Genomic DNA, 25,478 nt, shown 5'->3' on the forward strand with positions numbered 1-25,478 from the left:
TCCGCCGCCATCCGGGCGGCGGGGACGGCTCTCCCGCAGACGGACCACCGGAAGGGGAACGAGACGTGCAGGACGCCGCGCCGCTGTACACCCGTCATGAGGGGGCGCCCGTGCCCCCCGGCCTGGGCATGCTCGTGGCCCTGACCGGGCACATGGACGCGGGCCGGGTCGCTCGGCAGGTGCGGGCCGCGCTGCACGAGCACCTGACCCATCGGACCGTCGTCTCCTTCGACGTCGACTCGATGTTCGACTACCGCGCCCGGCGTCCCCGGCTCCGGTTCGACCGGGACCGCTACCGTGATCTGCGCCTGCCCGCGCTCGAGGTGCAGCTGGTCGAGGACCTGCTCGGCCACCCCTTCCTGCTGCTGTCCGGCCCCGAGCCGGACTTCCGGTGGCAGGCGGTGACGGAGGCCGTGCTCGGCCTCGCGCAGGAGTGGGAGGTGGACTCGCTCACCTTCCTCGACGCGGCCCCGCTGCCCGTGCCGCACACGCGGCGGCTCGGGGTCACGACCCACGGGTCCCGCGCCGACGCCGTCGAGGGGCTGTCCACCTGGAGCCCGGAGGCGGACATCGTCGCGGGGCTGCTGCAGATGCTCGAGCTGCGCGCCGAGGAGGCGGACCTGCCGACGGCGGGCTACACCGTCCATGTGCCGCACTACGTGGCCGAGGCGTCCTTCCCCCAGGCGGCCGTGGCCGCGCTCGAGTACGCGGGGGCCGCCATGGGGCTCATGCTGCCCTCGGACGACCTGCGAGACGCCTCGCGGGACATCGAGGCCGAGCTGGAGCGCCAGGTCTCCGGGTCCGGGGAGATCCAGCAGATGATCGCCGGCCTGGAGCGCAACTACGACCAGAACGCCGAGGACCAGGAGCGGTCGTTGCTCGAGACCGAGCAGGGCCTGCCCGACGGCGACGAACTCGCCTCCGCCGTCGAGGCGTACCTCGCCGCGCGGGACGCCGGCGGCGGGTCCGCTCCTGCACAGGAGGACGGACCCGGCCGTCCGTCCACCGGCGACGGGGACTGATCCCACCGCGGGCGCCCGGTCGGCCAGGGTGGCGGCATGGAAGCCCCCACCTCACTCGACGTCCCCGTCCTGCCGGCCCGCGGCCCGGAGGACCTGCTCGCCTACGTCGGCCACGCCCTCGGGCGGTTGCCCGAGGGCAGCCTGGTCCTCCTCACCCTGCGCGACGGGCGCCTGCGCGCCGTGGTGCGGGTCGACCTGCCTCCCGAGGAGGTCGACGTCGGCGCCTGGGCCTGCGCCGTGGCCGAGGTGTGCCGGCGGGACGCAGCCGCGGACGCGACGCTCTGCCTCGCGCTGCCGGACGGCGCCCGGGCCACGCTCGCCCGTCCCGGCTGGGCCGCGGCGCTCGACGACGCCCTGGCGTCCGCGGGTCGCCCCCTGACCGCGGCCTGGACGTGCGCGCGGGGACGGGCGCGCCCCTGGTGGGGGAGCGGCGTCGCCGAGGAGGGCCCGCTCGACCCCCGAGCCGCGCCGCTGTCCCTGCACCTGATGACCCGCGGTTCGGTCTGGGACCGTGCAGCAGTGCCCGACCCGGTCCCGCGCCGCGGTCCCGCGGCGGCCCGGGCCGACGACGCGCGGTGGCGGCCTCCCGAGCAGGACGCGCCCGCGGCACGCCGCGCGTGGCTGGCGCAGTGGGAGTCGGTGCTGACCGGCGCGGCTCGTGACCGCGGCGCGCCCGCACCGGCCGTGCTGGGCTCGCCGCTGACGCGTCCGGCCTGGCGCGACGGCCTGCTGCTCCATGCCGCCGCGCCGTCCGGCGCGGCCACGGGGGATCCGGGGGACGAGGAACGGATCCTCACCGCGGCCTCGGGCCGGGCGCCGGCCTGGGATCGGCTGGACGCCCTGCGGGCGGGGCTGCGCGCGCTCGTGCCCGTCGCGACGCCGGCTGTGGCGGCGCAGGCCCTGGCGCTGGCCGGGTGGGTCGGCTGGGCCCGCGGCCACGGCTCCGACGCGGACGCCCACCTGACCGCGGCGGCGGCGCTGAGTCCCGGCGACCCGTTCGTCTCCGTCCTGCGACGCATCGTGGCCGCGGGGTGCGTCGCAGGCTGGGCGACCGACCCGGCCACCGCGTGGCGGCCCGACGGTGGCCGCCCATGAGAGAATGATGCGGCTTCACGACGGCACGGCCGACCGCAGCCCGTTTCCCGGGTGCGGAATAGATCGGTCTCAGCCGTCGTTGGCACTCACGGACCCTGCAGTCGGCGGGCCCGGACGACGTCGGTCGTCCGAGGCCGCGACTTGACAGGGTCACGTGTCTATGGACTGCAAGGATCCGCGGGTGGCCGCGGACGAGACGGAAAGGCCTCGAGTGACCACTTCGACGACCAGCGGTGTGCAGGACGGCAAGGAGACCACTGCCTCCGAGGCCACGACCACGCGCACCCGCTCCACGGCAGCCAAGAAGTCGGCAGCCACGAAGAGCGCCACGACCAAGGGCGCCACGACGCGGACGACCGCGACGAAGTCGGCGGCGACCAAGACCGCTGCCACGCCGACGGCCAAGAAGAAGGCGACCCGGAAGCCCACCGCGGCCAAGACCACCGCCACGGCCAAGACCACCGCCGCGAAGAAGACCGCCACGACCGGGGGCAAGAAGGCCACCGCGTCCGCCGCCTCCGCCGAGCAGGCCGAGGACGACGAGGAGCTCGTCCAGGCGCGCGAGCGCACCGAGGCCGCGGACGCCGTCGAGGAGGACGTGGTGGCGGACGAGACCGCCACCGAAGACTCTGATGATGAGGACGCGGACGGCTCGGACGCTCCGGAGCGTCCGGCGATGGACGCGGAGGCCGTGACCGGCACGACGGCCGCCACAGGCCAGAAGGTGGCCCAGTCCAAGGGCGCGTTCGTCATGGACGACTCCGAGGACGACGCCCCGGTGCAGCAGGTGGTCGTGGCGGGCGCCACGGCGGACCCGGTGAAGGACTACCTGAAGCAGATCGGCAAGGTCGCCCTGCTCAACGCCGAGCAGGAGGTGGACCTGGCCATGCGCATCGAGGCCGGCCTCTACGCCGAGCACGTCGTGCAGCACGAGGCCTCCGACGACTACCGCGAGCGCCGGGACATCCAGCTGATCATCGCGGACGGGCGCAAGGCCAAGAACCACCTGCTCGAGGCCAACCTGCGTCTGGTGGTCTCCCTGGCCAAGCGCTACACCGGTCGCGGCATGCTGTTCCTGGACCTCATCCAGGAGGGCAACCTCGGCCTGATCCGCGCCGTCGAGAAGTTCGACTACACCAAGGGCTTCAAGTTCTCCACGTATGCCACGTGGTGGATCCGTCAGGCCATCACCCGCGCCATGGCGGACCAGGCCCGCACCATCCGCATCCCGGTGCACATGGTGGAGGTCATCAACAAGCTGGCCCGCGTGCAGCGGCAGATGCTCCAGGACCTCGGCCGCGAGCCCACCCCGGAGGAGCTGGCCAAGGAGCTGGACATGACCCCGGAGAAGGTCGTCGAGGTGCAGAAGTACGGCCGCGAGCCCATCTCCCTGCACACCCCGCTCGGCGAGGACGGCGACTCCGAGTTCGGCGACCTGATCGAGGACTCCGAGGCCGTCGTGCCCGCGGACGCCGTCTCCTTCACGCTGCTCCAGGAGCAGCTGCACTCGGTGCTGGACACGCTCTCCGAGCGCGAGGCCGGTGTCGTCGCCATGCGCTTTGGCCTGACCGACGGCCAGCCCAAGACGCTGGACGAGATCGGCAAGGTCTACGGAGTGACACGAGAGCGCATCCGCCAGATCGAGTCGAAGACCATGTCCAAGCTGCGTCACCCCTCCCGCTCGCAGGTGCTCCGGGACTACCTGGACTGAGTCGCAGCGGCATGACGAAGGGCCGGACCCCCGCGGGGGTCCGGCCCTTCGTCATGCCGGGCGCGTCAGGCGCCGGCGGTGAGGCGGTCCGTCTCGTCCTGCCACAGCGCGGCCTGGGGACGCAGCGCGTCCTCGACGGCGCGGGCGTGGTGGGCGCAGAACTGGAGGGCACCGCCCGAGTGCAGCACGGCGCGGACGTAGGCCTGCGCGCCGCAGCGGTCGCAGCGGTCGGAACGGGTGAGGGCGGCCGGCTCGGCCACGGCGGTGATGGACATGGTGTCCTCCTCGGGTCTCTCGGGGCTGGAGGGCGACGACGCCGGTGGGGCGGGTCGGTCCTCCTCTTGTCCCATGGAACAGCAAGGATGGCAGGGAACTTCCCCGCGCGCCCGCCCCGCACCCGCGTTTCGCCACCCGCGTACGCAAGCAGCCGGGCCGGGCTGCCCAGGGACGTCCGGCCCGAACCCTGGCGTGTCCGGCCCGCGGAGTAGGCTGGACCGGCCGCCGTCGTCCACCGAAAGGCCCGCCCCGTGCCCGCGAACACCGAGTACAACGCCCGCCACCTCTCCGTGCTGGAGGGGCTCGAGGCCGTCCGCAAGCGGCCGGGCATGTACATCGGCTCCACCGATTCCCGCGGCCTCATGCACTGCCTCTGGGAGATCATCGACAACTCGGTGGACGAGGCTCTGGCCGGCTTCGGGCAGTCGATCGAGATCACCCTGCATCCGGACGGCTCCGTCGAGGTCGAGGACAACGGGCGCGGCATCCCCGTGGACGTGGAGCCGCGCACCGGCCTGTCCGGTGTCGAGGTGGTGTTCACCAAGCTCCACGCCGGCGGCAAGTTCGGCGGCGGTTCCTACGCCGCCTCGGGTGGCCTGCACGGCGTGGGCGCGTCGGTGGTCAATGCCCTGTCCTCGCGCCTGGACGTGCAGGTGCTGCGCGGCGGCAAGGTCCACCAGATGTCGTTCCGGCGCGGCGAGCCGGGCCGCTTCCAGGACGGGTCGCGCCCGTCGCCAGACGCCCCGTTCGAGCCGTCCACGGACGCCTCGCCGCTGGACGTCGTCGGGAAGGCCAAGCGCGGGCAGACCGGCACGCGCGTGCGCTACTGGGCGGACGAGCAGATCTTCGTGAAGGACGCGACGTTCTCCGCCGAGGAGCTCCAGGCGCGGGCGCGCCAGACCGCCTACCTGATCCCGGGCCTGCGGATCACAGTCAAGGACCTGCGCCGCCGACCCGGCACGCCCGGCGCCGACGGCCCGGTCGAGGAGGTCTTCCAGTACGACGGCGGCATCTCCGAGTTCGTGGAGCACCTCACGCCCGCCACCCCGGTGACGGACGTGTGGCGGATCCAGGGCTCCGGCACCTTCAAGGAGCGGGTCCCGGTGCTCGGCGAGGACGGGCGCACCTCCATGCAGGATGTGCAGCGCACGTGCGAGGTGGACGTCGCCCTGCGCTGGGACGTCGGCTACGACACCGTGTTCCGGTCCTTCGTGAACATCATCGCCACGCCCAAGGGCGGCACCCATCAGTCCGGGTTCGAGGCGGCACTGCTGAAGGTGTTCCGGGCCCAGGTGGAGGCCAACGCGCGCCGGCTCAAGGCCGGGTCGGACAAGGTGGAGAAGGACGACGTGCTGGCCGGCATGACCGCCGTCCTGACGGTGCGGCTCGCCGAGCCGCAGTTCGAGGGGCAGACCAAGGAGATCCTCGGCACCTCCGCGGTGCGGCGGATCGTCTCCCAAGTGGTGGAGAAGCAGCTGACCGCCCGCCTCACCTCCACGGCCCGCGCCCAGAAGCAGCAGGTGCACACGCTGCTGGAGAAGGTCGTCGCCGAGATGAAGTCGCGCATCTCCGCGCGCACCCACAAGGAGAACCAGCGGCGCAAGAACGCCCTGGAGACCTCGACGATGCCGGCCAAGCTGGCGGACTGCCGCAGCAACGACGTCGCCTCCTCCGAGCTGTTCATCGTCGAGGGCGACTCGGCGCTCGGCACCGCCAAGCTGGCCCGGTCCTCCGACTTCCAGGCCCTGCTGCCGATCCGGGGCAAGATCCTGAACGTGCAGAAGGCCTCCGTCTCGGACATCCTGGCCAATGCCGAGTGCGCGGCGCTGATCCAGGTCGTCGGGGGTGGTGCGGGGCGCAGCTTCGACCTGGATGCGGCCCGCTACGGCAAGGTCGTGCTGATGACGGACGCGGACGTGGACGGTGCCCACATCCGCACCCTCCTGCTGACGCTCTTCTTCCGCTACATGCGGCCCATGGTCGAGGCCGGGCGCGTGTACGCGGCCGTCCCGCCGCTGCACCGGATCGAGGCGGTGACCCGGGGCGTCAAGGAACGCGAGGTCATCTACACGTACTCCGAGCAGGAGCTGCACGCGACGCTCGCCCGCCTGGAGCGGGAGGGCCGCTCGTATCGCGAGCCGATCCAGCGCTACAAGGGTCTGGGCGAGATGGACGCGGACCAGCTGGCCGAGACCACCATGGACCCGCGCCACCGCATGCTCCGCCGCGTGAACATCGCCGAGGTGGAGGCCGCCGAGCGCGTCTTCGACCTGCTCATGGGTTCCGCGGTGGCCCCGCGCAAGGACTTCATCGTCTCCCACGCCGACGAGCTGGACCGCGAGCGCATCGACGCCTGACCCTCCGCTTTCGTTCGGGAAACGGCGGCGCGGCCGCCGCCGTTTCCCGAACGAAAGCGGCGTGACCCGCGCCGTTTTCCGAACGAAAGCTCGGGACGGGCGCTCGTTCCGGCCGCGGCGGGCGTCAGCGGTCGCGGTAGTACGCCGCGACGCGGTGCAGGCCCTCGTCGATGCTCACGGTCGGCGTCCACGCGAGGACCTCACGGGTGCGACGCTGGTCGAACCAGTGGGCGGTCGAGAGCTGCTCGGCGAGGAACTCGGTCAGCGGCGGCTCGCCGTCGTCGGAGCCCACGCCCCGGGACCGCAGCCCGAACAGATCCCGCTCCCACGCCCGCTCGATCAGGGCACCGGCGCGCCGGGCCAGGCCCGCCGGGACGCGGCGTTCGGGCTCCGCGGCGCCGCCCGCCAGCGCGATCTGGCGGATCAGCTCGCCGACCGGTCGCGGCTCGCCGTTGGTGACCACGAGGGCCTCGCCGTGGTGCACGTCGGCCGCGGACACAGCCGCCACCACGGCCTCGACGGCGTTGGCCGTGTACAGCGTGTCGACCAGGGGAGCGCCCGTGCCGAGCACGGGCATTCGCCCGGCCCGCGCGCGCTGCACGATCCGGTCGGTGAGCTGCAGGTCCCCGGGCCCCCACATCAGGTGGGGGCGCAGCACCAGGACGCGGAAGTCGTCGCGGTCGGCGGCCAGGGCCAGTCGCTCGCCGGCCGCCTTCGTGCGCGCGTAGGGTCCGCGCGCGTGCTCGGGGCTGGCGGCTCCGGCGCCCTCGCCGACGATGGAGTCGCCGGCGTGCGCCACGGAGGGGGAGGAGACGTGGACGAAGCGTCGCACGCCGTGGCGCTGTGCGGCGTGCAACAGGATGCGCGTGCCCTCCACGTTCACGGCCTCGTACTCGTGCTCGGGGCCGGACACGGACACCTTCGCGGCCACGTGCACCACGGTGTCCGCGCCGGTCAGGGCCTCCTCGACGGCGGCCGGGTCGGTCACGGACCCGCGCACGTCCCGCGCACCGGGCACGCCCGACGGACGCCGCTGCAGGGTGGTCACGTCGTTGCCGGCATCGGCGAGCACCCGGGCGACGCCCGCACCCAGCAGCCCCGAGGCGCCGGTCACCAGGACGCGGCGCGACGCGAGGCGCTCGACGAGGTCGGGCATCCCGGCGGCGTCGAGGTCGACGTCGTAGCCGAAGCCGCTCACAGCGCACCCACCTTCCCGCCGGCGAGCACGGCCTCCGCCCAGTCGGCCACCCGGGCGCGGTCGATCTTGGAGTTGTGCCGGATGTCCGTGGGGATCTCATCGGCCACGAGCACCGCGGCCACCGGCAGCGGCTCGAGGGCCGCGCGCACGGCGGAGGCCAGCGCGGTCGGGGCGAGGCCCTGCTTGGGCCGGCCGTCCCGGTGGTGACCCGGGCGCCGCGCCGGGCGCGTGGCCGGCACGGCCGCCTCCACGACGACGACCACGGCCTGCGTGCCCCGGGGCCCGACGCCGACGACGGCGCTGCGTCGCACCGGCCCGAGCGCGTCGACGGTCTTCTCGGGCCCACCCGGACCGACCGGGCCCTCGGGCGTGGTGATCACGTGCTGGAGCCGACCCTCGAGCCAGACGCGGCCCTCGGCGTCGAAGTGGCCGACGTCGGCGGTGCGGTGCCATACCCGGCCGTCCCGCCGCCACAGCCCGTCGCGCTTGCTCTGCTGGTCGGTGTGCCAGAGCGCGTCGTAGCGGTCCTTCAGGTGGGGGGCGCTGACCACGATCTCGCCGAGGACGCCGTGGCCCCGCGCGGGGTCGAGGATGACGTCCTCGGCGCTGCCGTCCTCGAGCAGCGGCGCGATGGCCAGGGACACCGTGGGCAGCGCGGAGCCCACGCAGACGCCCTCGTCGTCGGCGGTGCGCAGGCGCTGCACCTCGGCGCCGTCGATGTCCGTGAGCAGCAGCCCCTCGGTCATGCCCCACGGCGTGTGGACCCGGGCGTTCGGCATCAGGTCCGAGACCTGACGCATCAGCTGCGGGTGCACGGGGGCGCCGGCCGAGAGCACGAGACGCACGGCGTCGAGCGCCTCGCGCCGGGGCGCGTCGAGGCCGTCGGCGGTCGCGACCACGTTCGCCAGGGCGGCGGGGGAGGCGAACAGCACGCTCGACTGCCCGGCGATCGCGGCGTCGGCCAGCTTCTGCGCGGTGAGGGTGGCTGGCTGGGTGACATCCATGTCCGGGGAGACGGACGCGGCGCCGAGGGCGGGTCCGAGCAGCGCGAACGGGGCGAAGCCGGCCAGCAGGGAGCCGCCCGGGCGGATGCCCAGGGTGCGGGAGATCAGCGCCACGAGGCGGCCCAGCCGCTCGTGCGTGTACACGACGCCCTTGGCCGGGCCCGTGGAGCCGGACGTGAACAGCACCGCGGCGTCCGCGTCCAGGGCGGGCTCGGGCAGCACGGTGCCGTACTCGTCGACGGCGTCGCCCGTGGCCGGGTCGCGGTGGCGGTCCACCATCGCGTAGAGCGAGTCGGAGACGTCGAGCAGGCGGCGCTGGGCGGCGCCCGGCTCGGTCACGGAGATCCGGGTGCCCGGCCAGGACTGGGCGCGGGCCAGCGTCAGACCGGGGGTGCGGCCGATGATCCAGCGGGGGCGGGCCGACTTCATCGCCCGGGTCATGCCCTTGACCCCGAGGCCCTGGTCCGCCACCACGGCGACGGCGCCCACGCGCAGCACGGCGTACAGGGCCGCCGACAGGTCGCGACCCGGCGGCACGAGCATGGCGACCCGGTCGCCCGGCCGCATGCCCGCGGCCCACAGCCCGGTCGCGATGGCCGAGACCATCTCCTGCAGCTCACCCCAGGTGACGGCCACGGGGCGGCGGGCGGTGCCCACGAGCGAGCGGCCGGCCTGGGCGCCGGCCATGTCCACCAGCGCGGTGTACTCGCGGTGGTCCGAGCCGGGGGCGCCCCAGTCGCGCAGGTGGTCCCAGAGCCGGACCACGCCGGGCTCGCGGGCTCCGGGCTCCTCCCCGAGGTCCACCTCCAGGCCCGGGTCGGCGGCCGCGTCGGCGGTGGCGTGCGGGACGGGGCCCGGCAGCCCCGAGGCGGGGTCGGAGAGCTGGCCGCCGCGCAGCAGCTGGGCCCACTGCAGCAGGGGCGCGGTGATGTCGCGGTCGTCCACGAGCAGGTGCCCCGCCCGCTCGTAACGCTGCACGCGCGCGTGGGGCAGGCGGTCGCGGAGGTCGTCGAGGTAGCGGTCCAGGAAGACCGGGTCGTCGGCGCCCCACAGGATGAGGGCGGGCACGTCGGTACGGCCCAGGGCGGCGAGGTCCTCGCCCACCCGCTGCAGTTCGGGATGGCTGCCGTGGCCGGGGTCGGCCGGGATGTCCGCGACGAAGCCGCCGACGCCGCCGCGTCGGGCCGCCGTGTCGTAGGGCAGGTGGTAGGCGGCCCGCGTCTCGCGGTCGAGGGCCGGGGTGGCGAGGGAGGTCGTCACGGAGAGGAAGGCGTCCGTGGTGACGGTGGAGGCCGGCAGGACGGGCCCGGCGAGGGCGGCCTGCAGCGGGGCGGGGATCGGCGCCCCCTCGGGCTGGTGGACCGCGGTGTTCAGGGTCGCGACGCCGGCCACCAGCTCCGGATGACGCGCCGCCCAGCCGAGGGACACGACACCGCCCCAGTCGTGGCCGAGCGTGATCAGCGGGTGGCCGGTGGCTGCCAGGTCGCGCAGCCCGAGAGCCGCCAGCAGGGCGTCCAGGTCGGCGATGCGGCCGCCCAGCGTGCGGTAGGTGTCGCCGGCACGGCCCATCGACGCGGCGGACGGGGAGCCCGCGTGCGCGAGGCGCTCGGAGAAGCCCATGTCCAGCTGGTCCGGCGCCACGACGCGCCACGCGGCCATGCCCCGGCGTGCCCGGCGCACGGTCTCCGCGAGCAGGGACCGCCACAGCCAGGACCACGTCGGGTTGCCGTGCACCGCCACGATCGTGCCGACGATCTCCGCCCCGGCCGCGGCGAGCACGGGACCGGTGTCCGCCACGTGCAGCGTCCGCACGGTCCCCTCCGGGTCCGCGGCGGAGCGGATCTCCACGAGGCGGGACCACGCCGGGTCCCAGCCGGGCAGTCGGTCGGCCGGCGGCAGGGCGGCGGGGGCGGCGGGGATCTGGGGCATGGCTCTGGCTCCTTCAGCTCACCATTCGATCTCGAGCATCGCGGTGTTCAGGCCCGAGCCCACGCCCAGGCAGACCACCGTGTCCCCGTCCTCCAGGGCGTCCATCTCCCGCACGAGGGTGATGGGCAGCGACGCCGGGCCGACGTTGCCCAGCGTGGGGAACGTCGTCGGGATGCGCGCCGGGTCCAGGTGGGCGGACTCCGCGATCGCGTCGGTGTGCATCTGCGAGACCTGGTGGGTGATGAACCGGTCGGCCTCCGGCCACGCCCACTCCGCCGGGACGTCGTGCCACGCGTCCATCACGAGCTCGAGACCGTCCTTGAGCAGGGCGGTGGAGTCGGTGTACATGCCGTGGTGGTCGCCCACGCACAGGCCGTGGTGGTCGGTGCCGGCGCGGGTGATCCCGCGGACGATCCGATGGGCGTCCGGGTGGTCCTCGATGCGGCCGACGACGGCGGCGGCGGCCCCGGAGCCCAGCGTCAGGGACGCGAACTGCTCCATGAAGTTGCCGCGGTGCGTGGTCTCGGCGTGCAGGTTGGCCACGGTGGCGGCCTGCACCTTCGAGGCGTCCTCGGCGGCGACCACGACCGCGTAGTCGATCTGGCCGGCGTCCACGAGGGTGGAGGCGAGCATGAGGCCGTTGACGAACCCGAGGCACGCGTTCGTGATGTCGAAGTTGGTCGCCGAGGTCGGCAGCCCCATGAGGTGATGGATCCGCACGGCCACGGAGGGCTCGAGCGTGGCCCGGGTGACCGACGTGTTCACGAGCAGGCCCACCCGCTCCCGGGGGACGCCGGCCTGCTCCAGGGCCGCGACGCCGGCGCGGGCGGCGGCCTCCTGGAAGTCCTCGGTCTCGTCCCAGTTCCGTCGGCTGCGCACACCGGCCACCCGCTCCAGGAGGGAGCCGGGCAGGCGCAGGCGGGTGAGCACCTCCGCCAGCTGGTCGTCGAGGTCCCGCGAGGTGACTTCGACGGGGGCCTCCACCTCGGTGACCGCCAGGAGGGCGGCGCGGGAGTACTCGTAGCTGGCGTTGCCGGACACGTTCGTCACCAGGACCAATCTGCGGGGGGTCGGGGGAGGGGGGCGCTCACCTGCGGTGAGACGACAGCCCACTGTATCGGAGGGGTCGGGCGGGGCGCCCATCCGGGGCGTCGATCGGCCCGAGGCGAACAGGCTCGCCCCGGACCGGGGTCAGTCCGCGGACACGGCCACGGCGTCGTCCTCGGCGGGCGGGGCCGAGACGAGTTCGGGGGAGGCGCCGGCGCCGACGGCCTCGATGCGCTGGTCCACGGGCACGCCCGAGCCGTCCCGGCGCCCATACTCGATCGGCAGCGCGCGGGCCACGCCGGCCCGGGAGGCCGCGAGCGCGGGCGCGGCGCCGATCCAGCCGAGCTCGAGGCCGCTCTCGCCCTTGAGCAGCCGGTGGGCGCGCACGCCGCCGGTGCCGCGGCCCTTGGCCGGATACTCCCCGAGCGGGGTGACCTTGACGGAGCCCGGGGCGGAGCCGAGCACGTCCGCCTCGCCGTCCGTCACGGTCACCACGACGGCGGGCCGCGGGTGGGCCGCGGCGTCCGCACCGGTCTCGGTGAGGGAGGCGGCGGGGGCCACCCCGAACGCGAGCACCGTGTCCCCGGCGGCCAGCCGGATGCCCGCGACACCGCCGCCGGCCGGGCCCTGGGGGCGCACGGCGGAGGCGGCGTAGCGCAGCAGCTGGCCGGTGCGGGTGAGGAAGACGAGCTGGTCGGCCTCGTCCGGGGCGGGGGCGGCGCCGACCACCGCGTCGCCGTCCTTCAGGGCGACGGCGTCGACGACCTGGCGGTTCAGGGGCCATTCCGGCCGGACGCGCTTGACGACCCCGTGGGCGGTGCCCAGCGCCAGGACGGCGTCCAGGGGGACCAGGGCCACGAGCGTCTCGCCCTTGGCCAGGGGCACCAGCTCCGCGACGGGGACGGCCGCGGTCATCGCGGGGGCCGCGGACGGCTCGCCGGCCGCCGGCAGGTCGACCGCCTGGAGGCGGTGCAGCGCGCCGGCGGAGGTGAGGGCCCCGATCTCGCCGCGGGCCGTCGTCGGGACCACGGAGGTGAAGGCGTCGTGCTTGCGGCGCCGGCCCTGCGGGGCGATCGGCGTGCGGTCCGCGGTGCGCAGCAGGCGTCCGGAGGTGGAGAGCAGGGCCCAGCACGCCGTGTCGGGGACCATCAGGTCCGCCCCGGCCTCCGCGGCGCCGGCGGGGGTGGGCCCGGACGGTGCGGGCCCGGCGGCGGGGGCCGCGGCGGTCTCGGCCTCGAGCAGGACCGTGCGCCGGTCGTCGCCGTGCTCGTCGGCCACGGCCTGCAGCTCGGCCGAGACCACCTCGCGCAGCCGCGCGTCGGAGGCGAGGATCGCCTCGAGCTCGGCGATCGCGGCCTGCAGCTCGTCGCGCTCGGCCTCCAGCTCGATGCGGGAGAACTTCGTCAGCTGGCGCAGCCGCAGCTCCAGGATGTGGTCGGCCTGCACCTGGGTGAGGTCGAAGACGCCCATGAGGCGGGTGCGCGCGGCCGCGGTGTCGTCCGAGGAACGGATGATCTCGATGACCTCGTCGATGTCCACGAGCGCCAGCAGCAGGCCCTCGACGAGGTGGAGACGATCGCGGTGCTTGCCGAGGCGGTGCCCCGTGCGGCGCCGCACCACGTCCAGACGGTGGTCCACGTAGACCCGCAGCAGGGGCAGCAGGCCCAGGGTCTGCGGCTGCCCGTCGACGAGCGCGACGTTGTTGATCCCGAACGTCTCCTCGAGCGGGGTGTGCCGGTACAGGGCGGCCAGCACGGCCTGGGGGTTGAACCCGGACTTGAGCTCGATCTGCAGGCGCAGCCCGTTCTTGCGGTCCGTCAGGTCCACGACGTCGGCGATGCCGCTGAGCTTCTTCGCGTCGACGCCGGCCTTGATCCGCTCGATGACCTTCTCGGGGCCCACGCCGTACGGCAGCTCGGTGACGACCAGGCCGGTGCGACGCGCGGAGACCTGCTCCACGGCGACAGCGGCTCGCATGCGGAACGTGCCGCGGCCGGTCGCGTAGGCGTCGCGGACGCCGTCGAGCCCCACGATCCGGCCGCCCGAGGGGAGGTCGGGGCCGGGGATGTGGGCCATGATCGCCTCGAGGTCCGCCTCGGGGTCCGCGAGCAGGTGGCGCGCGCCCGCCACGACCTCGCGCAGGTTGTGCGGGGCCATGTTCGTGGCCATGCCGACGGCGATGCCGGTGGTGCCGTTGACAAGCAGGTTGGGGTAGGCGGCGGGCAGCACGGCCGGCTGCTGGAGCTGGTTGTCGTAGTTGGGGACGAAGTCCACGGTGCCCTCGTCGAGGTCCGCGGTGAGCGCCAGGGCGGCCGGGGCCATGCGGGCCTCCGTGTAGCGCGGGGCCGCGGGGCCGTCGTCGAGCGAGCCGAAGTTGCCGTGCCCGTCCACCACGGGCAGACGCAGGGAGAACGGCTGGGCGAGGCGGACCATCGCGTCGTAGATCGCGGCGTCGCCGTGGGGGTGCAGCTTGCCCATCACCTCGCCTACCACCCGGGCGGACTTCACATGGCCGCGGTCCGGGCGCAGGCCCATGCGGGCCATCATGTAGAGGATGCGCCGCTGCACCGGCTTGAGGCCGTCGCGCGCGTCCGGCAGGGCGCGCGAGTAGATCACCGAGTAGGCGTACTCGAGGAAGGACGCCTCCATCTCCTCGGAGACGTCGACGTCGACGATGTTCTCCTGCTCCAGCGGCAGCGGGCGCGGGGCGTCCTGCTCGGCGGGGCGGGAACGGGATGAACGGGCCATCATGGTGGTCGGGGAGTCCTCACGGCGTCGGGGATTGTCTACAGTGATCCTATGGGTGAGACCGAAGCCGTCCGCGGATATCCCTCCCACTGGGAGGCCGATGTGGTGCTCCGTGACGGTGCGACGGCCCACCTGCGGCCCATCTCGCCCGAGGACGCCGCCGAGCTGCAGCGCATGCACGCCGGGCAGTCCGAGAACTCCATCTACCTGCGCTACTTCACGTACAAGTCCGAGCTGAGCGCCAAGGACCTGGACCGGTTCACCCACGTGGACCACCGGGACCGGGTGGCGTTCGTGATCACCCGGGGCGGCCGCCTGCTGGGCGTGGGCCGCTACGACCGCTACGGGGACTCCGACGCCGCGGAGGTCGCCTTCAACATCTCCGACGCCGCGCAGGGCCGCGGGCTGGGCTCCATCCTCATGGAGCACCTGGCCGTGGCCGCCCGCGAGAACGGCATCCGCCGCTTCACCGCCGAGGTCCTGCCCGAGAACCGCAAGATGCTCTCGGTGTTCCAGGAGTCCGGCTTCGAGGTGACCCGCCGGTTCGAGGACGGCGTCGTGGCCGTCGAGTTCCCCATCGACCCCACCGCCCGGTGGCGCGCCGTCGTCGAGTCCCGCGAGCACCGCGCCGAGTCCCGCAGCGTCGCCGAGCTGGTCGAGCCCGCGTCCGTGGCCGTCGTCGGCGCCTCCCGCGATCCGCAGGCCGTCGGCTCGCTCGTGCTGCGCCACGTCCTCGAGGCGGGCTTCACGGGAGCCGTCCACGCCGTGAACCGCGCCGCCGAGGACGTCCAGGGCCTCACCGCCCACCGCTCCCTGGCCGACATCGGCGAGCCGGTCGACCTCGTCGTCGTCGCCGTGCCCGCCGACGAGGTCGAGGCCCTCATCCCCGAGGCCGCCGCGGCCGGGGCCCAGGGCCTCGTGGTCCTCACCTCGGGCTACGCCGACGCCGGCGCCGAGGGGCTCGAGGCCCAGCGCCGCCTGGTCTCCCGCGCCCGCGCCCACGGCATGCGTGTGATCGGCCCGGCCTCGGCCGGCCTGGTCCGCACCGACCCCGCGATCCGCCTCAACGCCTCCCCGTCCCCGGGCCTGGCCCAGCGCGGCCCCGTCGGCCTGTTCAGCCAGTCCGGCGCCGTCGGCGCCATGGTCTCCGCCGGCGTCAAGCGCCGCGGGGTGGGGATCTCCACCTCGATCAGCGCCGGCAACCGTGCGGACGTCTCGGGCAACGACGCCATGCAGTTCTTCGAGGCGGACCCCCACACCGCCGCCGTCGGCGTGTACCTCGAGTCGTTCGGCAACCCGCGCAAGTTCTCCCGCATCGCCCGGCGGCTCTCCCGCACCAAGCCCGTCGTGGTGGTCCGCTCCGACGTCACCGGGCGCTTCCTGCCCCCGGGCCACGAGACCCGCACCACCCAGGCCCCCGAGGGCGCCGTGGACTCGATGCTCGACCAGACCGGCGTGCTCGAGGCCCACACGCACGAGGCCATGCTCGACATCCTCATGGCCGTGGCCAGCCAGCCGCTGCCCACGGGCCACCGCGTCGTCCTCGTGGCCGACTCGCTCGCCCTGGACCGGCTGGGCCGCGACGCCGCGGCCGAGGCCGGGCTGGAGGTCACGGCCACCGTCGGCCTCGTCGGCAGCGAACAGGGCATCGCCCCGCCCGCCGAGACGCTGGTCTCCGCCGTCCGGGACGCCGTCCGCCACGAGCAGGCCGACGCCGTCGTGGTGCTGGCCCGCCTCGGCCTGCACCAGGCGGACGACGAGCCGGAGCGGCTGGCCCACGCCCTCGCGGACGCGACCCGGGACGCCCGCATCCCCGTGCTCGGCTGCCTGACCGACGTCGTCTCCCCGCGCTACCGCGGCGCCACGCTCGGCGCCACCGGGCCCGTGGGTGACGACGCCGAGCCCGGCTCCCTGCAGCCCGGCCTGCCCTTCTACCCGTCGCCGCAGCAGGCCATGACCGTGCTCGGCGCGCTCGCGGACTACGTCCACTGGCGCCGCCAGGAGGTCGGCGAGCCGCTCGAGCCGACCGGCCTGCACCCGCACGAGGCCGAGGAGCTCGTGGAGGCGGCCGCCGCGCGTGCCGAGGGCACCGAACTCGTCCGGCTCTCCGACGAGGAGACCGAGACGCTGCTGGGCCACTACGGGATCACCGTGCTGCCCTCGGCCCGGTTCGAGACCGCCGACGAGGCCGTGGCGGCCGCCGAGCGGCTCGGCTTCCCCGTGGCGCTCAAGGCCGTGGACCCCCACCTGCGGCACCGACTCGACCTGGGCGGCGTCCGCCTGAACGTGGTGGACGCCGATTCCCTGCGCCGCAACGTCGAGCACATGCGCCGTCTGCTCGCGCCGTTCGGCGTGCGCGAGCTCGAGGTCCAGGCCATGGCCCCCGCCGGCCAGGCCTGCATGCTCACGGCGCTCGAGGACCCGCTGCTGGGCCCCGTGGTCTCCTTCGGCATCGCCGGCGACGCCACGGACCTGCTGGGGGACTGGGTGCACCGCGTGCCCCCGCTCACGGACCGGGACGTGGCCCGCATGGTCCGCGCCCCCCGCGCCGCCGTGAAGCTGCGCGGCACCGGCGGGGTGCCCTCCGTCGACCTCGCCGCGCTGGAGGACCTCGTGGGCCGCGTCAGCGTCCTCAAGGACGACCTGCCGCAGGTCGCCCGCCTGCGCTTCGCGCCCGTGCTGGCCGCCCCCGAGGGCGTGACGGTGCTGCAGGCCGAGGTGCACGTCGCCAACGCGGCCCGCCGCACCGACTCGGCCCGGCGCGCGTTGCGCGGCCGCTGACCGGGCCGTCCACAGCGGGCCCGGACGGCCCGGCGCCGGACCCGTAGCATGGGGGACATGAGCCCGTTCCGCAGGAGTCACGAGCCAGGCCGTCCCGACCACCGCCCCGACGCCCCCGAGGCCGAGGGCCGGCAGCGCGAGGCCCGCACCCTGGACGGCAGCGGCGGCCTCGACGCCTCGCTCGTCCGCGCCGGCTTCTACCCGGACCTCGTGGCGCACGCCATCGCCGTCGAGCTCGAAGGCCGCACCCCGGACGCGCACCTCGTCCACGTGGACACGCACTTCGACTACGAGGAGATCCACCGGCACATCACGGCCCTCGTGCTCGCCGGGGACACCCTGCTGGCCGTCCACCTCGACGACCACGCCGCCGACCCGGCCGGCCAGGCGGTCCTCGCCCAGGTCTCCACCGAGATGGTCCCGGTCCGCGCCCTCGGCTCCGTGGTCCTGACCACCGGCCACGCCGACCCCGCCCGCTTCCGGCCGCCCGACCCCGTGGCCGAGATGACCCTCGGGCTGATGTGGGCCGGCGGCCAGCGCCTGGACCTGCAGCCCGCCGGCTGCGCCGACCCCCAGTGCGACCTCGACCACGGCTACACCGGCACCGCCACCCGCGAGGACCTCGTGATCCGCGTCGCCGCCGACGCCGACGGGCAGGGGGCCGTCGACGGCGCCCTGGCCTTCGCCCGGGCCCTGCGCCGCGCCCACCTGGCGGCCACCACGTGACGGGGCCCGCCCTCCCCGCGGGCGTGGTCCCCGCCGATCGTGCCCTGCGCTCCGTCCTGACCTCCGCCGCGGCCGCCCTCGGTGTCCCGGGCTGTGAGAACGCGCTCGCGGTCCCGGAGGGCCGCCGCGTGGTCGTCGCCCTGGTGGACGGCCTCGGACGGTCCCTGCTGAAGCGCTTCGGCGGCCACGCCCCCACGCTGCGCGCCGCGATGGCCGACGGCGGCCGCGTCCTCGAGGTGGCCGTGCCCACCACGACGGCCGCCTCCCTCACAAGCCTGGGCACCGGGCTGGACGTCGGGGAGCACGGCGTGGCCGGCTACGACGTGCTCGACCCGGACCGGGACGTGGTGATCAATCAGCTGGGCGGCTGGGACGAGGCCACCGACCCGGTGGGGTGGCAGCCGAAGCCCACCGTGTTCGAGCGCGCCGCCGCGGCCGGCGTGGACGCCGTCACGGTCTCGCTGCCCGCCTTCGAGCGTTCGGCCCTGACACGGGCGGGGCTGCGTGGCGGCCGGTTCGTGGCCGGTCGCACCCTGATCGCCCGCGCCCAGGCCGCCGAACGCGTGTTGAAGGACGCCCGCGTGCCCACGCTCGTCTACTTCTATGTCAACGAGCTGGACAAGGCCGGCCACCGGGACGGCGTGGGCTCGGACCGGTGGCTGCACGCCCTCGAGGAGGTCGACGCGGCGGTGCGGCGCCTGGTGGACCGCGTGCCCGCCGGGACGGTGGTGCTCGCCACCGGCGACCACGGCATGGTCGACGTGCCGCCGTCGCGCCGCGTGGACTACGCCGCCCTGGACGAGGCCGGGGAGCTCGCCGACCCCGCGCTGCTCGAGGGGATCGCGCACACCGCGGGGGAGCCCCGCCTCGTGCAGCTGCACTTCCGGTCCGACGCGGGTCCGGACGTGCGCGCGAGGGTGCGGCGCGCCTGGGCCGAGCGCTACGGGGCGCACGCGTGGGTGCTGACGCGGGACGAGGCCGTCGACGCCGGCTGGTTCGGCGCCGTCGTCGAGGACCGGGTCCGTGCCCGCATCGGGGATCTGCTCGTCGCCGTGCACGGGGATCTGGCCCTCTACGACGGCCGGCGGGTGCCCCCGCACGCCTTCGAGATGGTGGGCCAGCACGGCGCGCCCACGCGCGCCGAGCGGGAGGTCCCGCTGCTCACCTGGCACCGCTGAGCCCGCCCCGGGGCCGGGCCGGGGTCAGTCGCCCTTGCGGCCGAAGACGATCTCGTCCCAGCTGGGCACGGACGCGCGGCGAGCGGCCGAGCGGGCCCGGGGGCGCGGCGTGACGGTCGGCATGGCAGGGCGCGCGGCACGCTCGCGGGGGGCGGGCTCCGCCCCCTCGTCTTCGACACCCGCGTCCGCGACCTTCGCGTCCGCGACGTCTGCGGCAGTGTCCTCGGCGCGGTCGGTCTCGGCGGCCGGTTCCGGCGCGTCGACGACCGGGGCGTCGTCGGCGGTCGTCAGGGCCCCCTCGGCGTCGACCGGGGCGAGCCGCTCGGGCGCCTGGGCGGCCTCGCGCCGACTCCGGTCCTGGTGCTCGCGGGCGATCAGGTGGGCGAGCGCGTCGTCCGACTCCAGGTCCGCGCCCACGCGCTGGCCCCGGCGCACCCGCAGGATCTCCAGCAGATCGGCGTCGCGGTCGGCGGCCGGGGAGTGCGCACCCGCGGGGGTCACGGCGTCCTCGGCGTCCACGTCGTCCGTCACCGGTTCGGCCGCGGGGGCGCGGGGGACCAGGTCCCAGGCCTCCGCCTCGGACAGGGCGCGGGCCCAGGCGTTCTCGGGTTCGAGGTGGCGTCCGGCCGGGCGGAACGTCCAGAGCGCCGGCGGCTCCTCGCGGGTGGGCAGACTCCTCGCGCCGGCCACGGCGAACCGGGCGGCCACGGTCCAGCCGGCCTGGTCCTCGCGCCACGCGTCCCACTCGAGGCTCGCCTCGTCCACGCCCAGCTCGGCGAGTCGGTGCGCGGCGAGCTCGCCGAGCGTCGTGGGGCCGCCGTCCTGGACGAGGTCCGCGTAGAGGTCGGGCCCGCCGACCCAGACCTCGACGGCGCGGGCCTGTCGGGCGATCCAGTCGCGCTCGGCCAGGACGGGGTGACCGTAGGTGCGGATGCGCGAGAACGCGTTCCCGCTCTCCCGGGCGACCTGCTCCACGGAGGCGCCCGCACGGATGCGCTGCTGGATCTCCCGGGGGGTGAGGGGCTCGGCCTCGTGGGTCGCGGCGGCCTTGATGGACTCCTGGTCGGTCAGCGGCGCCGGGGTCGGGCCGTCTGCGGTCTCATCGTCGGCCGCGGGCCGCGGGTCGATGCGGGGGGTGAGCGCGAGGTCCTCGTCCGGACGGGTCGGGCCGGAGGGCACGTCGGGAGCCCGCTCGCCCTCCTCCGCGGCATCGTCGGCCTGCGTCGTCGCGTCCACCGGTCCCTCGGCGTCCTCGTCGCCCGTCCCGGGGACGTCCGTCTCCGTCATGTCGTGCCAGGCCGCGGGGCCGCCCTCGGCCGGTCGCACGGCCTCGGGCGCAGCGCCCTCGATGACCAGCCGGCGCAGATAGGGGGAGAGGGCGAGCGTGTGCTCCTCACCCTCGGGCCCCGACAGGCGCAGCGCGTCGCCGTCCTCGGTGGGTCCGGTCAGTCGCAGCTCTGCCATGGCGGTGGTCCCTCCCACATCGTGTTCTGGTCACCGGGCATGTGGACGCCCGGCCGGGCATGCCCCGATCCTAGCCGCCGTGCCGCAGACCACGGCCCGGGCGAGGGACGAGCGGCCGCGGGAATCCGCCCTGGGCGAGCGTGCCCGTCAACATTTGGCACGGGTTCGGCCATGGTGCACAATCTACGCGCAACGGCGCAGGCCGGTGACGCGTGGTCCGCCCACGACGCCGTCCGCGCAGTGCCGGCACCGGTCCCGGTGCCGTCCCCCACCAGCGGAGCGTGAAACCCCATGGCCACTGACTACGACGCCCCTCGCAAGAACGAGGAAGAGCTGAGCCAGAACTCCATCGAGGAGCTGAAGGCACGGCGCACGGACACCCAGTCCGCCGTCGTGGACGAGGACGAGGCGGAGGCCGCCGAGGGGTTCGAGCTGCCTGGCGCCGACCTCTCGGGTGAAGAGCTGATGGTGCGGGTGCTGCCCGCCCAGTCGGATGAGTTCACCTGCGCCTCCTGCTTCCTGGTCCGCCATCGCTCGCAGGCCGCGCGTGAGAAGAACGGCCTGATCTACTGCAGCGACTGCGAGGGCTGAGCCCCCGCCGCCGGGGCGGTCAGCGGTCCTCGGCCGCCCCCTCCTGCCGGGCCATGGCCCCGCCGAGGGCCGCGACCAGCTCCTCCGGACGCCGGGTGCTGGTCAGCCAGTAGGGCGTGCGGTCGCGCTCGTCGGTCAGCTGGATCCGCACGACGGGCCCGATCCAGCCGCGCAGGTTCACGAAGGCCAGCCCGTGCAGCAGCGGGCCGCGCTGGGCCCGGGCGTCCTCGCCGCGATACCCCGTGACCTGACCGACGTGGTGCCGTTCGATGCTGGCGCGGCCCACCTGGAGGGTGCGTTCGCGCACCACGATGCGCGGGGTGGTGGCCACCAGGAGCAGGGCCTCGACGGCGAAGAACACGACGGCGGCGGCGATGCCCAGCCCGAGGTCGATCGGCGCGAACACGAGGATCGTCAACGCCGCCAGCATGAGCGCCACGGTCCAGACCCCCGGGGAGGGCGTCAACCGCTCCTCGAACAGGACCGGATCGGGTCCCGCCGCAGCGCCCTCGGGGGCGCGGCGGGAGGCATCGGCGACGGGGTGCTGCTGGGGATCACGCATGGGTCCCAGCTTCCCACATCCGGACTCCGGTCCCGCCGCGCGGCACCGGCGAGGGCGCCCGCCCGACCGCCTCGACGCGGCCCCGGGCCGACGGGTGCTCGTGTAGGGTCGGGCCTCGTGACCGACTCCGCCGAGCTGCCCGTGCCCCTGCACGCCCTCGATCCGGGCCTGGCCCCGCCCGCCTACGCGCAGCCGGGCGACGCGGGCGCGGACCTGCGCACCGCCGTCGACGTGACCCTGGCCCCGGGCGAGCGCGCCCTGGTGCCGACCGGCGTGGCGTTGGCCATCCCGGAAGGCCACGCGGGGTTCGTGCACCCCCGCTCGGGTCTCGCGGTCCGTCGCGGCCTGACCATCGTCAACGCCCCGGGCACCATCGACGCCGGCTACCGCGGGGAGATCAAGGTGCCCCTGATCAACCTGGACCCGACCGAGCCGATCGTGCTGCGCCGCGGCGACCGGATCGCCCAGCTCGTGCTGCAGCCGGTCGTGCGCGCCCGCTTCGAGCCCGTGGACGTGCTGCCCGACTCCGAGCGCGGGGCCGGCGGCTTCGGCTCGACCGGCGGCTTCACCGCCGACACCACCCCTGGGAGGACGTCGTGATCTTCGGACGCAACCGCACCGTGCGCCACGAGCAGGTCAGCCTGCCGGACGAGCTGCTGGAGGAGCGCGACCTCGAGATCGCCGCCGCGCCGGCAACCGCCGACGTCGGTCCGCACGACGTCGCCACCCGCCTGGATCCCGCCGGCATGATCGACCTGGGGTCGCTGCGCCTGAGGGCCGTCCAGGGCATGAAGCTGCGCCTCGACGTCGAGGACGCGACGAAGCGGATCGTCGCCGCCACCATCAGCCTCGGACGCTCGGCCCTGCAGGTCCAGGCGTTCAGCGCCCCCCGTCGCACGGGTCTGTGGGACGACCTGCGCGCCGAGCTGCACGACTCCCTGTCGATCACGGCCCACGCGACCGTGCAGGAGCAGACCGGCCGTTTCGGCGTCGAGATCCTCACGCGCGTGCCGGCGGCGCTGCCGGACGGCTCGCCGGGGTGGAACGTCGCCCGGTTCGTGGGCGTGGACGGACCGCGCTGGTTCGTCCGCGGCGTGTTCCACGGCGAGGCCGCCTTCCAGCCGGAGGCCGCCGAGCCGCTGGAACAGGTGTTCTCCGACCTGGTCGTGGTGCGGGGCGACGAGCCGCTCCCGCCGCGCGAGCTGCTGCCCCTGCGTCCGCCGCCCAACGCGCGCCCGCTGCAGCGTCGCCGCCCGGCCCCGGACGAGGGCCGGGACGTGCTCGCGGACACCGCCGCCGGCCCGGGGGACGGCGCGGCACCGGAGGCCACCGCGCTGCCCGAGCGCGGTCCGGAGATCACGGAGACCCGGTGAGCCCCGCCGTCGCAGCCCGCCCGACCGGCGCCGCGGGCCGCATCGAGCGCCGCGGCGTCATCGCCTCCGTCACACTGCCCGGCGCGGACGAGGCGACCGTCTTCCGCGCGGTCTTGGCCGACCGCCTGCCCGCGCCCGGGAGCATGGCGCCCGCGGAGACGCTGCAGCTGGTCTGGCACGGGCGGCGCCGCGTGCCCGGTGTCATGCCGGGGGAGTGGCTGACGGTCCGCGGCCGCGTCACCCAGATGGACGGCGTGCCCACCCTGCACAACCCCGAGTTCGACCTGGTCGACGCGCCCGAGGCCACGCGCTGAGCACGGCCCCGAGAGGAGAGCCCATGACCGAGCCGCATGGCCCCGTCACCGCCGCCCCGGACGGGGCCGGCCCCCTGCCGTCTCGAGCCCGCCTGGACGAGCGCGGCCGCCTCGACGCGCTGGGCAGCGTCGGTGGCTGGCGCGGCATCGTCGAGGCCTCCCTGCCCACCCTCGTCTACATGGTCGGCTACGTCGCCACCCAGCAGGTGTGGCCCTCCGGCGTGGCGGCCGTCGCGGTCGCACTCGTGCTGGGCGTCGCGCGCCTCGTCCAGCGCCAGTCGCCGGTCCAGGTGCTGGCCGGCCTCGCCGTCGTCGTCCTGTCCGTCGTGGTCTCCCTGACCACCGGCCAGGCCCGCGACTACTACCTGTGGGGCTTCGTCACCAACGCCGCCTACGGCCTCGCGTTCGCGGTGTCCGTCCTCGTGGGCTGGCCCGCGGCGGGCCTGGTGCTCGGCCTCGTGCGCGCCGAGGGCACCCGCTGGCGGGCCCACCGGCGTCGGCGCCGCGCCTACGCCGCGGCCACCTGGATCCTCGTGGCCGTGTTCGCGCTGCGCCTGGCGGTGCAGGTGCCCCTCTACCTCGGGGACGCCGTCACCGCGCTCGGGGTGGCCCGCCTGGTGATGGGCCTGCCGCTCTATGCCCTGGGGCTCTGGCTCGCCTGGTCCGTCAGCTCGCCCGGTCAGGACGACGGCGTGCCGGCGGACTCCGCCGCCTCCGAGCGTCCCTGAGCGCGGCCCTCGCCGACGAGGAGGCGACGCAGGGCCGGCTCGGCGGAGCCGGCGGCCAGGAAGAAGAGCTCGTCGCCCACCTCCAGGACCTCGTCCGCCGACGCCTGCCGGGGGGCGCCGTCGCGCACGACCGCCACGAGCGGAGCCTCCTGCGGCCAGGACACGGTGCCGATGCGCCGGCCCTCGAGCCAGTGCTTTGCCGGGACCCGGAACTCGGACAGCGCCGCGCCGCCGGCCTCCAGCCTGAGCAGGCGCACGAGGTCCCCGGTCTCCACGGCCTCCTCCACGAGCGCCGTCATGATCGAGGGGGTGGACACGGCCACGTCCACGCCCCACGACTCGTCGAAGAGCCAGTCGTTGAGCGGGTTGTTGACGCGAGCCACGGTGCGGCCGACGCCGAACTCCGAGCGGCTCAGCAGGGAGCACACGAGGTTGACCCGGTCGTCGCCGGTCGCCGCGACGAGCACGTCCGCCTCCAGGGCGCCGCACTGCTCGAGCACGGTCAGGTCGCACGCATCCCCGAGGACGAGGCGTGCGCCGCCGACGTCGGCCTTGCGGGCCGCGTCCGTGCGCGCCTCGACGACGACCACCTCGTGGCCGTGCGCGTGCAGCTCCCGCGCGATGGAGGCGCCCACGGCGCCGGCTCCGGCGATGACGGCCCTCATGCCCGTCCCTCCTCGTCCTCGTCCGTGCCGTCCGGCACGCGTGCCTCGCCCTGCAGGGCGGCCTCCACCTGGTCCCGGCGGTCCACCGGGTAGACGGCGTGCAGCACGTCGCCCTCCTGCAGGCGGTCGCCCGGCCGGGGCAGCTGGCCGTCGCCGAGCCGGGTGAGGTAGGCGATGCGCATCCCCACCGTGGACTCGACGTCGGTCAGCCGACGGCCCCACCACGAAGAGTGGGGGACCAGCTCGGTCACGAGCAGCCGGCCGGAGGCGTCGCGGTGCTCCGCGTCGGCGGTGCCGGCCGGCAGCAGCCGGTGCAGCACCTGGTCGGCCGTCCACTGGATCGAGGCGACCGTGGGGATGCCGAGGCGCTGGTACAGCCGGGCCCGGTCGGCGTCGTAGATGCGCGCCACCACGTGGTCCACGTGGAAGGTCTCGCGGGCCACGCGGGCGGCGATGATGTTCGTGTTGTCGTCCGCGGTCACGGCCGCCAGGCCCTGCGCGCGGTCGATGCCGGCGGCGAGCAGCGCGGAGCGGTCGAAGCCCACGCCGGCCACGAGCTCGCCGGAGAAGCCGGGGGCCAGCCCCTCCACGGTCCGCGGGTCGCGGTCCACGAGGGCGACGCCGTGACCGGCCGCGTCCAGCGCGGCCGCCAACCGGGTGCCCACCCGTCCGCCGCCGACGATCACGTAGTGGGCCATGCCCGTCCCTG

The 25,478-nt window shown here is 75.1% G+C and carries 21 protein-coding genes; 12 read left to right on the forward strand and 9 right to left on the reverse strand.

Annotated elements, in window-relative coordinates:
- Positions 1 to 65 precede the first annotated feature (65 nt).
- From ABIB16_RS02420 to ABIB16_RS02430, 3 genes are all read left to right on the forward strand, one after another.
- The gene (locus tag ABIB16_RS02420; RefSeq protein ID WP_044659523.1) at positions 66 to 1,022 is read left to right on the forward strand and encodes a PAC2 family protein; all 957 of its coding nucleotides are present in this window, start codon (positions 66 to 68) and stop codon (positions 1,020 to 1,022) included.
- A gap of 36 nt (positions 1,023 to 1,058) precedes the next feature.
- Positions 1,059 to 2,117 (forward strand): DUF4192 family protein, encoded by a 1,059-nt coding sequence (locus ABIB16_RS02425; RefSeq protein WP_044659524.1) that lies wholly within the window; start codon positions 1,059 to 1,061, stop codon positions 2,115 to 2,117.
- Between the two features lie 160 nt (positions 2,118 to 2,277).
- Positions 2,278 to 3,828, forward strand: coding sequence for an RNA polymerase sigma factor (locus ABIB16_RS02430; RefSeq protein WP_239074670.1), 1,551 nt, complete (start codon positions 2,278 to 2,280; stop codon positions 3,826 to 3,828).
- Positions 3,829 to 3,893: 65 nt separating this feature from the next.
- On the opposite strand, the gene ABIB16_RS02435 is transcribed toward ABIB16_RS02430, so the two are convergent.
- On the reverse strand, positions 3,894 to 4,103 hold the full coding sequence (locus tag ABIB16_RS02435; protein ID WP_002858172.1) for a DUF7455 domain-containing protein: 210 nt from the start codon (positions 4,101 to 4,103) through the stop codon (positions 3,894 to 3,896).
- Between the two features lie 252 nt (positions 4,104 to 4,355).
- Here ABIB16_RS02435 and ABIB16_RS02440 point away from each other — a divergent pair, with 252 nt between their 5' ends.
- Entirely contained in the window at positions 4,356 to 6,461 is a 2,106-nt protein-coding gene (locus ABIB16_RS02440; protein WP_044659526.1) for a DNA gyrase/topoisomerase IV subunit B, read from the forward strand.
- Between the two features lie 124 nt (positions 6,462 to 6,585).
- Here the strand turns inward: ABIB16_RS02440 and ABIB16_RS02445 are convergent, their stop codons facing one another.
- The 4 genes from ABIB16_RS02445 to ABIB16_RS02460 form a co-directional block, all read right to left on the reverse strand.
- The gene (locus ABIB16_RS02445) at positions 6,586 to 7,659 is read right to left on the reverse strand and encodes an NAD-dependent epimerase/dehydratase family protein (RefSeq protein WP_044659527.1); all 1,074 of its coding nucleotides are present in this window, start codon (positions 7,657 to 7,659) and stop codon (positions 6,586 to 6,588) included.
- Entirely contained in the window at positions 7,656 to 10,592 is a 2,937-nt protein-coding gene (locus tag ABIB16_RS02450) for an alpha/beta fold hydrolase (protein WP_354436033.1), read from the reverse strand. The genes ABIB16_RS02445 and ABIB16_RS02450 overlap by 4 nt, the downstream gene beginning before the upstream one ends.
- A gap of 18 nt (positions 10,593 to 10,610) precedes the next feature.
- Positions 10,611 to 11,642 carry a 3-oxoacyl-ACP synthase III gene (locus ABIB16_RS02455; RefSeq protein WP_044659529.1) on the reverse strand — a complete coding sequence of 344 codons (1,032 nt, stop codon included), beginning with the start codon at positions 11,640 to 11,642 and terminating at the stop codon, positions 10,611 to 10,613.
- Between the two features lie 141 nt (positions 11,643 to 11,783).
- Positions 11,784 to 14,390: a DNA gyrase/topoisomerase IV subunit A gene (locus tag ABIB16_RS02460; RefSeq protein WP_102708619.1), complete on the reverse strand. Its 2,607-nt coding sequence runs from the start codon at positions 14,388 to 14,390 to the stop codon at positions 11,784 to 11,786.
- 48 nt (positions 14,391 to 14,438) lie between these two features.
- Here ABIB16_RS02460 and ABIB16_RS02465 point away from each other — a divergent pair, with 48 nt between their 5' ends.
- The 3 genes from ABIB16_RS02465 to ABIB16_RS02475 are packed head-to-tail and all read left to right on the forward strand — an operon-like array spanning position 14,439 to position 19,072.
- Positions 14,439 to 17,168: a bifunctional acetate--CoA ligase family protein/GNAT family N-acetyltransferase gene (locus ABIB16_RS02465; protein ID WP_044659531.1), complete on the forward strand. Its 2,730-nt coding sequence runs from the start codon at positions 14,439 to 14,441 to the stop codon at positions 17,166 to 17,168.
- Positions 17,169 to 17,225: 57 nt separating this feature from the next.
- Positions 17,226 to 17,894 carry a DUF5998 family protein gene (locus ABIB16_RS02470; RefSeq protein ID WP_230282596.1) on the forward strand — a complete coding sequence of 223 codons (669 nt, stop codon included), beginning with the start codon at positions 17,226 to 17,228 and terminating at the stop codon, positions 17,892 to 17,894.
- The gene (locus ABIB16_RS02475; RefSeq protein WP_230282597.1) at positions 17,891 to 19,072 is read left to right on the forward strand and encodes an alkaline phosphatase family protein; all 1,182 of its coding nucleotides are present in this window, start codon (positions 17,891 to 17,893) and stop codon (positions 19,070 to 19,072) included. Before ABIB16_RS02470 ends, ABIB16_RS02475 begins: the two co-directional genes overlap by 4 nt.
- A gap of 24 nt (positions 19,073 to 19,096) precedes the next feature.
- On the opposite strand, the gene sepH is transcribed toward ABIB16_RS02475, so the two are convergent.
- The gene (gene sepH, locus ABIB16_RS02480) at positions 19,097 to 20,536 is read right to left on the reverse strand and encodes a septation protein SepH (protein ID WP_354436034.1); all 1,440 of its coding nucleotides are present in this window, start codon (positions 20,534 to 20,536) and stop codon (positions 19,097 to 19,099) included.
- A gap of 291 nt (positions 20,537 to 20,827) precedes the next feature.
- Between sepH and ABIB16_RS02485 the strand changes: the two genes are divergently transcribed.
- Complete coding sequence (locus ABIB16_RS02485; protein ID WP_041104622.1) at positions 20,828 to 21,127, forward strand: DUF4193 domain-containing protein; 300 nt, start codon at positions 20,828 to 20,830, stop codon at positions 21,125 to 21,127.
- 19 nt (positions 21,128 to 21,146) lie between these two features.
- Here ABIB16_RS02485 and ABIB16_RS02490 read toward each other — a convergent pair whose 3' ends face one another.
- The gene (locus tag ABIB16_RS02490) at positions 21,147 to 21,689 is read right to left on the reverse strand and encodes a DUF3093 domain-containing protein (RefSeq protein ID WP_203552679.1); all 543 of its coding nucleotides are present in this window, start codon (positions 21,687 to 21,689) and stop codon (positions 21,147 to 21,149) included.
- A gap of 117 nt (positions 21,690 to 21,806) precedes the next feature.
- On the opposite strand from ABIB16_RS02490, the gene dut reads away from it, so the two are divergent.
- The 4 genes from dut to ABIB16_RS02510 are packed head-to-tail and all read left to right on the forward strand — an operon-like array spanning position 21,807 to position 24,104.
- Positions 21,807 to 22,289 carry a dUTP diphosphatase gene (gene dut / locus ABIB16_RS02495; RefSeq protein ID WP_010078549.1) on the forward strand — a complete coding sequence of 161 codons (483 nt, stop codon included), beginning with the start codon at positions 21,807 to 21,809 and terminating at the stop codon, positions 22,287 to 22,289.
- Complete coding sequence (locus ABIB16_RS02500) at positions 22,286 to 23,062, forward strand: DUF3710 domain-containing protein (protein ID WP_354436035.1); 777 nt, start codon at positions 22,286 to 22,288, stop codon at positions 23,060 to 23,062. Before dut ends, ABIB16_RS02500 begins: the two co-directional genes overlap by 4 nt.
- Complete coding sequence (locus tag ABIB16_RS02505; RefSeq protein WP_020625078.1) at positions 23,059 to 23,376, forward strand: single stranded DNA-binding domain-containing protein; 318 nt, start codon at positions 23,059 to 23,061, stop codon at positions 23,374 to 23,376. The genes ABIB16_RS02500 and ABIB16_RS02505 overlap by 4 nt, the downstream gene beginning before the upstream one ends.
- 23 nt (positions 23,377 to 23,399) lie before the next feature.
- Entirely contained in the window at positions 23,400 to 24,104 is a 705-nt protein-coding gene (locus ABIB16_RS02510) for a DUF3159 domain-containing protein (protein ID WP_203552677.1), read from the forward strand.
- On the opposite strand, the gene ABIB16_RS02515 is transcribed toward ABIB16_RS02510, so the two are convergent.
- Complete coding sequence (locus ABIB16_RS02515) at positions 24,056 to 24,769, reverse strand: potassium channel family protein (RefSeq protein WP_020625080.1); 714 nt, start codon at positions 24,767 to 24,769, stop codon at positions 24,056 to 24,058. The genes ABIB16_RS02510 and ABIB16_RS02515 overlap by 49 nt on opposite strands.
- The gene (locus ABIB16_RS02520) at positions 24,766 to 25,467 is read right to left on the reverse strand and encodes a potassium channel family protein (protein ID WP_020625081.1); all 702 of its coding nucleotides are present in this window, start codon (positions 25,465 to 25,467) and stop codon (positions 24,766 to 24,768) included. Before ABIB16_RS02520 ends, ABIB16_RS02515 begins: the two co-directional genes overlap by 4 nt.
- Between the last annotated feature and the right edge of the window lie 11 nt (positions 25,468 to 25,478).

Source organism: Micrococcus sp. UYEF5 (assembly GCF_040546065.1).
In the GTDB taxonomy this organism is placed as follows: Bacteria; Actinomycetota; Actinomycetes; order Actinomycetales; family Micrococcaceae; genus Micrococcus; species Micrococcus luteus.